Origin of the sequence: Candidatus Methylacidithermus pantelleriae, assembly GCF_905250085.1 — a bacterium.
In the GTDB taxonomy this organism is placed as follows: Bacteria; Verrucomicrobiota; Verrucomicrobiia; order Methylacidiphilales; family Methylacidiphilaceae; genus Methylacidithermus; species Methylacidithermus pantelleriae.
In genome coordinates this window covers 1-10,249 of the sequence record NZ_CAJNOB010000031.1, presented here as the reverse complement: position 1 = coordinate 10,249, position 10,249 = coordinate 1, and the positions used below count along the sequence as shown (strand labels likewise).

The 10,249-nt window shown below is 55.1% G+C and carries 7 protein-coding genes and 1 tRNA gene; 5 read left to right on the top strand and 3 right to left on the bottom strand.

Annotation, left to right across the window (positions count from 1 at the left end):
* Nucleotides 1–196 precede the first annotated feature (196 nt).
* Nucleotides 197–346 carry a hypothetical protein gene (locus KK925_RS07260; protein ID WP_174583427.1) on the top strand — a complete coding sequence of 50 codons (150 nt, stop codon included), beginning with the start codon at nt 197–199 and terminating at the stop codon, nt 344–346.
* A gap of 637 nt (nt 347–983) precedes the next feature.
* Here the strand turns inward: KK925_RS07260 and KK925_RS07255 are convergent.
* The 3 genes from KK925_RS07255 to KK925_RS07245 all read right to left on the bottom strand — a co-directional run bounded on the left by KK925_RS07255 (nt 984) and on the right by KK925_RS07245 (nt 1,991).
* A tRNA-Met gene (locus KK925_RS07255) sits at nt 984–1,057 on the bottom strand.
* 187 nt (nt 1,058–1,244) lie between these two features.
* Nucleotides 1,245–1,577, bottom strand: a complete 333-nt coding sequence (gene trxA, locus KK925_RS07250; protein WP_174583426.1) for a thioredoxin — start codon at nt 1,575–1,577, stop codon at nt 1,245–1,247.
* A 111-nt stretch (nt 1,578–1,688) separates the two neighbouring features.
* Nucleotides 1,689–1,991 carry a hypothetical protein gene (locus KK925_RS07245; protein WP_174583425.1) on the bottom strand — a complete coding sequence of 101 codons (303 nt, stop codon included), beginning with the start codon at nt 1,989–1,991 and terminating at the stop codon, nt 1,689–1,691.
* Between the two features lie 864 nt (nt 1,992–2,855).
* On the opposite strand from KK925_RS07245, the gene KK925_RS07240 reads away from it, so the two are divergent.
* The 4 genes from KK925_RS07240 (at nt 2,856) to KK925_RS07225 (ending at nt 9,952) form a co-directional block, all read left to right on the top strand.
* Nucleotides 2,856–3,281 (top strand): hypothetical protein, encoded by a 426-nt coding sequence (locus tag KK925_RS07240; RefSeq protein WP_174583424.1) that lies wholly within the window; start codon nt 2,856–2,858, stop codon nt 3,279–3,281.
* Between the two features lie 189 nt (nt 3,282–3,470).
* Nucleotides 3,471–5,357, top strand: a complete 1,887-nt coding sequence (locus KK925_RS07235; protein WP_174583423.1) for a cytochrome c oxidase subunit I — start codon at nt 3,471–3,473, stop codon at nt 5,355–5,357.
* A gap of 353 nt (nt 5,358–5,710) precedes the next feature.
* Nucleotides 5,711–9,322 (top strand): 2-oxoacid:acceptor oxidoreductase family protein, encoded by a 3,612-nt coding sequence (locus KK925_RS07230; RefSeq protein ID WP_174583422.1) that lies wholly within the window; start codon nt 5,711–5,713, stop codon nt 9,320–9,322.
* Nucleotides 9,323–9,769: 447 nt separating this feature from the next.
* The gene (locus tag KK925_RS07225; protein ID WP_214096395.1) at nt 9,770–9,952 is read left to right on the top strand and encodes a hypothetical protein; all 183 of its coding nucleotides are present in this window, start codon (nt 9,770–9,772) and stop codon (nt 9,950–9,952) included.
* Nucleotides 9,953–10,249: the final 297 nt, after the last annotated feature.

Sequence of the window (10,249 nt, the reverse complement as noted above, 5' to 3'; positions counted from 1 at the left end):
ATCCGGGCACGGCCTCCTGCCGTCGCCCGGAGAGGATTGGGTCTCTCCGAACGCCCATCTCTGCCACAGGCAGTCGTGCCTACTTTGCAACGGCGGTCATGTAACCTTTGCCCTACCCGCAAGCAATTGGACCAAGCACGTATGGTCGTTTCTATGGCGGGGGTTCCGAAGAGACTCAAAGCGACGCAGGCAGCGCATGCCCGGTCGCCAGGTCATGGACGGACTCCCGCGGCTCTGTCCCGCAAACGCGGGACTGGGCGCTACCTGGGCATTGCGGGTGAAACTCCAGCAGGCGAATCGTCGGGAGCACGATTTGGCCGGCGTGCCGGGCGATCTTCGCCGGTAGAGGAATCGTTGTCTATGGTTTTAGGAACGGTTTCATGGTCTAGGATTTGATCGTTGGGTCATAGCGGAAACGGCGGTAATCACAGACCTAAGGCACCAAAGGCGCTCGGTGCGTTCTGAAACGGTCCTGTGGCAAAAGATTTGGTGCTTTCCTCTCGAGCCTATTGGGCTGCCGCGATGGGGTATTGGTCAGGGAGTTCTACGAACAAGCCTCGGAGGCGGGTCACCAGTGCAGGCGCGAGGGGTAAGCTTAATGCTTTAGCTAGCCGTTTGCGACATCGTCTTCCACGTGGCTCCCAGGCCCAAGATGACGGGTAGAATGGGGATGGGAAAAATCCGCCCGATGGAGAACCACCCCACGGAATGGAGTGTTGCCGTTCTCGAAGGAACCGCTTTTTGATCGCCCCGGTCATGGACGGGAAACACCATAGCCCTTAGGGAGAATTTCTCTCCAATTGGTGGTCCGTTTCAGAAGGGCGGTTCGTGTCCCGCTCTTTTGTGAAACTCTTCCGGCAATATCGAGCAGAGTCTCCAGCGAGGTTCTCTCCTGTGGTTAATCGGGCTTTGGGTTTTCCGATTGGGGGAACCCAAGGATTGGGAAGATATTCTTCGTTGAATAGGCCGCGCGCAACGGACCATTGCGGGGGTAGGATTTGAACCTACGACCTTCAGGTTATGAGCCTGACGAGCTACCTGGCTGCTCCACCCCGCGATCTTCGTTTTGGAACTGACTCAAGGTGTCTTGAGTCACTTCCAAAGCAAGTTATGCTCGGCCTAGGAAAAATGCAACTATCCAGTTTCTCTGGCACAGGAGAGGTCTTTTGAGCGTCAATGGGACGGGAACATTCCTTAGGGAGCGTCCGTAAGCAGATGGGATTTCGCGTGGGCGAGCTACAGTTTTATCTTGAGTTTTCTAACACAGGTTGGATGCGAGAGAGGATATGAGTTTTGGATGCCATGCCAATATGTTTTGCTTTCACCTGACCGTCTTTAAAAACTAACAGGGTAGGGATCGACTGGATGGAATAGGCCCGTGCAAGACCCGGCTCTTCGTCGACGTTGACTTTGACGAATTTGGCTTTTCCGTTGAGTTCTTGGGCTAGCTCCTCCAAGAGGGGTGCAAGCATCTTACATGGACCGCACCATTCCGCCCAAAAGTCTACGACGACTGGTAGAGGTGATTGCAGCACTTCTCGGTCAAAGTCCTTGTTGGTAACCGCTTGAATCGCCATATGTCTTCCTTACTGGTTTGTTCGTTCCGTTCCGAAGATCCGCCTACCGAAGAATATCTAAGTACAGTAGTAACAGGAGGGCTGCTGTCAACCAACTGGCTACTGCCGCAGTCACGGATAGGAAGGTGACCCATCGATCCTGACCGGATGAGGCAAAGACTTTAAAAAGGCTTCTACGCTCAGGCCGCTTTCCAGGAATCGAACGCGGAAGACGACGTGCGTCCGAGGAACGGGTGGGTCCGGAACTTCCCTTTCCATCCTTTCCTTCCTTCGTGTCTGTGGAGTGAGCGGGATGGGAAGCTTCGGCAGAAGCTCCACCGTCACCACCGGCAGCCGGTTGTGGGGATGAGGAGTTGAGCGAAGAACCGCCCCCCAATTCTCGAGGAGCGCTAGGGGCTGTGGGAGCGTCTTCAAGCCTTGGCAGCGAAGAGCCGTGCTTTGTTTCGGGCGGGATGGGAACGGGAGACGACGTTTTCGGTCCTTGCGCCACGGGAGTCGTGCCGGATAGCGGGGTTGCAACCTGGTAACTCCCCCTTCCGCTAACGCGGTAAACCCGGGGCTCCCCTATGGGAGGAGGGGATGGAAAGCGGGGGCGTAGGCTTTCTCCAGGACTGGGGGCCGAAGAGGGTGCTTCCCTCGATCTGATGACGGGCTTTGGGGGCGGAGGAGGAAGAGCCCGACCCGGTTTTCCATTGTCCGAGTTCGATTGGAGCTCTTTCATAGTTCACCTTTTTACAGACGTCGTGCGGCTAGGTCAACAGATTAGATTCCTTGGGTCGCTTGGTCCTAACCCTGGGAGAAGGTTTTGCTCAACCCTGCCACACACCGGTTAAGGGAATTGGGCCTTTTGGAAGCCCTTCCCCTTTGATCGGAGGGTGGATTTCTGCCTCCGAGGATTTCTCTACTGAGCGAATGGCCCCTTCGCAAGTAAGTAAGACGCTCTTTTTTCCGGGCTGCCTTTGCCCGTGAGCCCTCGGCGGAAGTTTTGACGGCTCGGCAAATTTGCCGCGCGATCTTTTTTCCTTTTCTGCCGGTTTGGCTCGCAAGCTTTCTTGGGAAGCCGTTGCCGAAAAAACTCTTGCCCCGCCCTTTAGCTTGGCGGTTGATCCTGGCCTTCGTAATGGAAGTTTCGCCTGGAAGCTTCGGGATTGACGGGGCTATGAAAAGCCGCAAAAAGGGAAAGGAGCGGTTTTGAGGTCCTTTTGTTTGGGATGCAGAAACGACTGTTTTTTGGCTCCCAGGCTTGAGAAGATTACAACGCCAAGTAAGAAGAGATTAGTGAAAAAGACGTGTCGGCTTCTGGGGGGAGGATTGGTGGCCTGCGCTCTTGGTTTCGGCACGATGGTATGGACTGGGTGTGATCAAGCCTTCTATTTGGTGGAGACCAGTGGGGTTTGGAAACCGGACCGAAGCGAGGTTGAGGAAGCCCTTAAGGAGGATCTTTTGGGAGGCGGGCAAGCTGGAAAACTCGGCATTAGATTGTATGAGCTTCGGGTGCAACAACTGGGCGACCCGAGCCGCAATCCGTGGACCCGAGAGGTGGAAGCTCCTGTGCAGTTCTTTCTCTACGTGGAGTGGAAAAACGGGCGGCGTTTCCAGCAGAACTATGATGCTCTGGTGGTCCGGGAGGGGACAAAGGGCTGGCACTTAAAGAAGATGTTCATCTATTCGATTCGAACCCAACTCCAGAGTGTGGGCACGTGAGTAAGGTATAAGCTGTGCTAATATGGTACAAAAAAACGATAGAAGACAAACTTGCGATTTTCGTTTGACGTGTGGTGGAAACCACTTCTACTTTTAGACAAGGATTGGGCAGTATTTGTCGTAAGGCAACGGTGGGTGCACCGATAAGTTTTTTGTAAGCAGGATAAAAAGCGAGATAGGTAGGAAACCATGGACAGCGCACATCACGCGGCAGGAGCATCGAGCGGGGAAGGGGTTCTTCACGTAGAAGAGAGCTGGGAGGAACTGGAACATCACTATCGCCAGCTTCCCTGGTGGCGACGGTGGGTCTTTTCTACCGATCACAAGGTGATCGGGTTGCAGTATACCGTCACGGCTCTCCTTTTCCTTTTCATCGGGTTTAGCTTGATGATGGTCATGCGTTGGCAGCTCGCACATCCGGGCCAGCCGGTTCCATGGGTGGGTCCAATATTAGAAAAACTTCTGGGTCCGACCATGGCGCCTGGAGGGGTCATTACCCCGCAGCTCTATAACACCTTCGGGGCCATGCATGGGACGATCATGATTTTCCTTGGGGTTGTCCCGTTGGGTTTTGCGGGAATTGGGAATTTTGTCGTGCCCCTGCAGGTGGGAGCCCCGGATATGGCGTTCCCGCGGATCAATATGGCCAGCTTTTGGGCTCAGTTTGTGGGTGGGCTCATCATGCTAGCCAGCTTTTTTGTGCCAGGAGGAGCGGCGAAAACCGGCTGGACCGCTTACACTCCGCTGGCAGACGTGGTGGACAACGGACCTGGATTTCACCCGATTTTGAACGGGCAGACCCTGTGGATCATCGGGATGATTTTTGTTATCACGGCGTCGCTTTTAGGTTCCATTAATTTTCTTGCTACGATCATCCAGTTGCGCGCTCCGGGAATGACGTGGATGCGGCTGCCTTTCTTTGTTTGGGCGGAACTCGTAACGGCTTTTCTTTTGCTCCTGGCCTTCCCTCCCTTAGAGGCGGCCGCGATTATGCAATTTATGGACCGGGTATTTGGGACGAGTTTTTTTGCTCCCACAGGTCTTGTCGTTAATGGGCAACTGGCTCCGGTCAGTGGAGGAGGGACTCCCATTTTGTGGCAGCATCTTTTCTGGTTCCTGGCGCATCCGGAGGTCTATGTACTGGTTCTCCCCGCGCTTGGCATTGTGGCGGAGGTCATAGCAAACAATATCCGCAAGCCGCTCTACGGGTATAAGATCATGGTCTATTCGGTTTGTGCGATCGGTTTTCTTTCCATGATCGTGTGGGCTCATCACATGTACATGACGGGAATGGGTCCTGCCGTAAGCGCATTTTTCCAGACCACCACTGTCTCCATTTCGGTCCCCTCTGTCCTCATCATTAGTTGCCTTGTGCTTTCGCTTTGGGGCGCTTCGATTCGTTTCACCCTTCCCATGCTCTGGGCCTTGGCCTTTATCCCCATGTTTGGGATTGGTGGACTTACCGGGTTGCCTTTGGCTTTCAGCGCGGCAGGCTTGGTCTTACATGATACGTACTACGTGATCGGGCACTTCCATTATCTGGTAGCTCCAGGATCGCTCTTCGCTGCCTTCGCGGCCGTGTACTATTGGTTTCCGAAGGCCACCGGACGCTATCTTAACGAGTTTTTGGGCAAGATTCACTTCTGGGGTTCGCTGATTTTCATGAATGGCATTTTCTGGCCTATGCTGATTCAGGGTTTCGCGGGCATTCATCGCCGGTGGTATGACGGAGGTGCTTCTTGGCAATTGGCCCAGGGGGTTCTGCAACTCAATTATGTGATGTCGGTTAGTACGTGGCTGCTTGGAATTTTCCAGCTTTTCTTCATTGTCAATTTCTTCTGGAGCCTCTGGTTTGGTCGCAAGGTGGAGTCAGACAACCCGTGGGAAGCCACCACGCTTGAGTGGGCTACCCCGACACCACCCCCGCATGGAAATTTCCAGCGGCAACCCTTGGTCTATCGTGGACCTTATGAATACGGGGTTCCGGGATACTCGCAGGACTATCTGCCTCAGTTTGAGGCCTTTGGAGCTCCGGCACCCCGCCTGGCAAGTCCTGCTCCTCCTGCTGGAGCCTAGTATCTATGGAATTCCTTTGTGAAGAGGAAGGTGAGTGGATCCGAGCTAGGGGTTAAAGAGGGGCGATTGACGTTTCGCACAGCGTAACCCACTCTGGCCAAAGGGGATATCCTTCGCCGAAAAAGGGCTTCCTCCCGGCGGTTCCCCAGGATCTCTTCTCTGGCAGAGTCCTGGCTTGGATGGTATAGCCGGGCTTACCCACTGGGGCAGCTTATACTAGCAGGCCGTGTCCGATCCCGTTTGCCAGCGTAAAGCGAGTTTTGGTTTCGCTTGGCTTTCCTTTTGTAACTGGAACCAAAACACTAGAAAAGGGTTTACAGAGAGGAGGGAGTCTTTCTAGCCTAGCTCTCCGTATGGGGAGAAACGGTGCCCTCGCTCGCGTCGATCCTCGCTTTCTCAAGGAAGAGGGGACAGAGGTATTCACCGGAACCGAGCTTTTGGTTAAGGGGCTTTTGGAGACACATGGTGGTACCCACCTTTGGACCGGGTATCCGGGTTCTCCCGTTTCTGGCTTTTTCGATGCCATTGATCTGGTTCGGGATCTTCTCAAGGAACGCGGCATCCGAGCCATCCTAGCGAATAACGAGGCGCTTGCTGGAGCCATGTTAAACGGCTCTCAGATGATGGGTCTGCGAGCAGCGGCCGTTATGAAAAGCGTCGGGCTCCACGTGGCTTCCGACGGCCTTGCCTTGGGCAATTTAGCGGGTGCACATCCGGAGGGAGGAGCTTTGGTGATCGTTGGGGATGATCCTTGGAGCGAGTCTACTCAGGTGCCGGCAGATTCACGGTTTCTCGCGCAGCATCTTCATATGCCGGTTTTGGAACCTAGCTCCCTCCAGGAGGTCAAGGATTGGATTAATACGGCCTTTGTCCTCTCTCGAGAGAGTGGGTGTTACATTCTTTTTCTTCTTTCGAGCTATCAAGCTGAAGGAGGGGGCACAGTCCAGTTGCACCATAATCACTTCGATACGCGGTTTAGCACCCTTCATCCGGTCGAGATCGACACGGAAAGAGTTGATTACGACAAGGTTTTGCTACCCCCCCGAACGGGCAAAAAGGAGATGGAACTACGGCAGCGCTGGGAGCGACTTTGGAGGATGGCGCGCCGCCTTGGGGTCAATGAGATTTTCTGGCCTGCTGATCCTCCTTTTTCACCAGAGCACCGGTATCGGATCGGCTTTGTTAGCTCAGGGCTTTCGCTTTGCTATCTCTACCAGGCCTTAGAGGAACTAGGCCTTGAGTCTCAACTCCCCATCCTGCGCTGTGGCATTAGTCATCCGTTGGATCCGGAGCTCGTCCGGGAGTTTGCTTCCCGTGTGGAGGCGGTGGTGGTTGTTGAGGAAAGGAGAGCGTTTTTGGAATCCCAAATTGCTTGCGCCGTTGCCCAGGCGGGGATCAGTTGTCGCATTTGGGGCAAGCAGTTTCCCTACGGGCTACCTGGCTTTCCGGATGTACTGGGGTTACACCCCTCTCTTGTGGCCGAACGCTTGGGGCGCCTGTTGGAAGCCATTGGCCAACACGAGGATGGCTATCGAGACTGGGTGGGCCTGGGGAGTGTCGCTAAGAAAATCCAAGCAATGAGCACCTCGGGACGCAACGTTGTTGCGCGAACGCCGACGTTCTGCCCCGGTTGTCCCCACAGGGATAGTGCGTCAGTCCTTTTAGAGATTGAGAAGGCGTTTCGGGATCCGAGCTATATGTGGAAACGTCATCGGAAGGGGCCTGTGCGCCTCGTTTTTCATGGGGATACCGGGTGTTACACCATGTTGATGTTCGAGCCCTACCAGAGGCTGATGCATAACTACAGCGGGATGGGGTTGGGTGGTGGGACAGGGTTGGGCGTCGATCCTTTTATTACCAATAAACAGGTCGTTTTCATGGGGGATTCTACCTTTTTTCATAGCGGGTTGGTAGCCATATCCAACTCGGTGAAAAATGGTCAGGATGTTACCTACCTAATCCTGGACAATCGCACAACGGCGATGACAGGACACCAGGGAACGCCGGCGACCGAAGAGGACCTAATGGGGGAATCCCGATTTACCCAAAGGATCGAAACGATCGCCCGCTCTATTACCCAGCAAGCTGGTGCTCCTGTGATTCGCATCGATCCTAGCGATCGAAGGAAGTATCGGCAGCTTTTGGAAGAGATCCTTCTGCGCGATGGGGTCAAGGTTGTCATCGCCGACAAGGAGTGTGCCATTACCTATCAGCGGAAGGTGGCGCGGAGAGAACGAGAAGAAATCGCCCGATTCGGCTACCTTCGCCAGAAGCGTTACATCCAGATTAATCCCGAGGTTTGCGAATACTGCTTGGAGTGCACGCTTTCGACTGGATGTCCAGGTCTTTCGATTGGAGAGAGTTTCTTTGGTCCTAAGATTCAAACGGATCTTTCTTGGTGTGTCGCTGATGGGGCTTGCGCCAAGCTTTTTGCGTGTCCTGCATTCGAAGAAATCACGGTCATCCGAAGAGGAAGACAGCCAGAACCCTCTGGCTGTCGAGTGGGATCGCGTCTGCCGGCTCCCTCGACGCGCCTGCTGGACAAGCGTTGGAGCGTTTATCTTGCCGGGGTGGGGGGAATGGGGGTCGCAAGCCTTACGGCGGTGCTGGTCCGTGCTGGTCATCGAGAGGGGTATCGAGTGCGTTTCTGCCAGAAGACGGGTCTGGCCATTCGAAACGGCGGAGTGTATAGCCAGGTGACATTCTCTCCTACGGACCGTTCTTGTGCGGAGCCGGTCCTCCTTCGTTACGGGGAGGCGGACCTTCTTTTGGGCTTGGACCTATTGGAAGCGGCCCGGGCGCTGGATCCGACTTTTTGCCAACGGGTCGTTTCTCCGGAGCGAACCGCCGCGATTGTGAATACGGCCAAGACACCCACCATTCGTTGTTTGCTCGGGCAAGAGGATTTTTCAGTCGAGGAACTCGTCGAGTATCTCAGGGGGGCGACACGACCCGGTCGATTCTTGGCGATCGACCTTTTCGTGGCGACGGAACAGGAGTTTGGAACCAAACTTTTGGCCAATTTGGTACTTCTAGGGGTTGCTTTCCAACGCGGCGAATTGCCCCTTTCTCTTGACAGTCTCCAGTGGGCCATTCGGGAAACCTTTGGACATCGGGCTCACGAGAACTGGCAGGCATTCGAGTTCGGGCGTCGTCTGGCAGAGGCTCGCCCCAGGGCAGAAGCGTCGGCAAAAAACGGAGGGTACCAGGAGGTGCTCTCAGAGAAGCTTTCCTGGCTGGAAAAACGAGGAAGCCCAGGTAAGAAGCTTGCCCAAGCTTTATGGCGTGCGGTGGTTGAGTCGATCGGCGAATTCTCCCTAGAAGACGTGGTACTGCGGGACCTTACACTTCGGCTCTACGAGCTTTTGTTGTGGGGAGGGGAAGCATACGCTCGGAGGTATCTGCGGGTTCTGTTGGCAGTGCATCGCCACGATCAACCGGAGAGAGGGTACGAAGCAACGCAGGTGGCTATGGAGAGCCTTTTCCGAGTCATGGCAATCAAGGACGAAGTATATGTTGCAGAGCTTTTGACTCGGCCGGAACGGGACCAGAGGGATTATGACCGTTACCGGCTAGATCTTTCCCAAGGGGAATCTCTCGTACGCCGTCATTATCTTTGTCCAGAAATTCAGCTCCTTGGGCGGGGATGGGCAATCCCCCTGGTAGTGCCTCACGGAATTCTCAGGGTCATAGCTCGGTGCCAGTGGCTGCGGAAAGTGCTCCGGTGGCACCGTTCTGAGGAAGCTTTCCGTGATTACTACTTGGAGGCGGTAGAAACCACGCTTTCACAGGGAGCGCAGGATTACGACCGTTGGGTCGCATTTCTACGAGTTCCGCTAGGCGTCCGAGGCTTTCGGCGAGTTCGATCGGCTCAAATGGAGAAGGCACAAGTTGAGGTCCGGCAGTGGCTGAAGCGGTTTCGAGATGACTCCAAAGAGTCTCTGGCCATGTGTAGCCCATCCTGAAGCGGCTGCGGCAAAGGTCTGGTCCTTTTGGGTTGCTTCGCGCGAATGACAAAACTGACCTTTTGCCTCAAGAAGATTGCAAGGCTTTTTGAGAGCCTAAGAGAGAAGGCCCGCACGGCGGGGATGCGTGTGGTCTTCTACAACCGGGGGCGTCTTTGTGCCAAGAGAGCTTCGAACAGTCTTGACTTGCCCCCAAGCCTAGCAGAGGGTCTGGCGCTTTTTCCTTCAAAGTTTTGGGTTGCGTCGTGATCGTGCTCCAGGCGCGTCCTGCGGCGAGCGCGCGTGCGTGCCCGTGTGGCGTACGGCGAGGAGGCGTTAGGGGTTGGGAACAGCTAAACAATAGGGACACATAAGGTTGTTCATCGCAGAATGTCAGAATGGACGTTCAATGCGTGGGGCAGGGTGTTGGCTACAAGACGGCTTGGCGGTTGTAATAGGAGGGGGCGTTTGCCTATTGCTACAGAGCAGTTGCCAACTGGATGGGTGATCGTTCATATGGAGTCCTCACAACCTAATGGCATGGGCCTCTCTTGCGCAGGTGTGCAAGTGCCGATGACCCAGTGGATTGAGAGAGACAACGGGCTTGGGTTTTCCAAGTTGGCTCTCAAGCAAATTCTTGGAAATCCTTAAGGCCCTCTAAGGGGGGAGGTCGGGTCCCGGAGGAACGGCCATTGCAGAGGGCTCGGTGGGCCGTTGCGTGGATCGGAAGGTCGGCGTCATCCTGGTCGAGTAGGGCGACCGACTGATGCGCTTTGGCTTCGAGTACAGGGAAGCGGCATAGACCGCGCAGAGTCGATCGGTCCTGGTGGTCGATCCGGATGAGATGATTGAGGATATCGTGTGAGCTGCATGTAGCGGTCGTTCCCTTGTGTGCCAGGCTTCACGGGAAGAGGTGTGCGGAAAACGGTGCGAAGAAGGGGCTCGAAG